Genomic DNA, 329 nt, shown 5'->3' on the forward strand with positions numbered 1-329 from the left:
TGCGTCGTTGTGCGTGGGTAGAGACCGTCTGTTTACCATTCTTCGTGATGCGCGCGAGCTGGTTCCGCGCAAACGGGCTTATCACAAGACTACTCATAGCCATCATCGCTTTCGCCGGCATTCCAACTTGCTCAAAGCAGGTCCGGAACAAGTTGTGGCTAGTGGGCCCGAACAGGTCTGGGTTGCAGACATAACCTACCTTCCTACGCAGGAAAGCGTGGCCTACGTGAGCCTTGTGACAGATGCGTACTCACGCAAGATTGTTGGCCATCACGTGCATGAAAGCCTGCATACCCAGTCGGTGATAAAGGCACTGGAAAAAGCGGTAA

1 protein-coding gene is annotated in these 329 nt (G+C 53.8%); it reads left to right on the forward strand.

Translation table 11 applies throughout. The annotated features are described in order from the left end of the window. A partial coding sequence (locus RGM3321_RS00065; RefSeq protein WP_244390998.1) for a DDE-type integrase/transposase/recombinase occupies positions 1-329 on the forward strand: 329 nt, incomplete at both ends.

The sequence above is a fragment of the Pseudomonas sp. RGM 3321 genome, from assembly GCF_022836805.1.
GTDB lineage: Bacteria > Pseudomonadota > Gammaproteobacteria > Pseudomonadales > Pseudomonadaceae > Aquipseudomonas.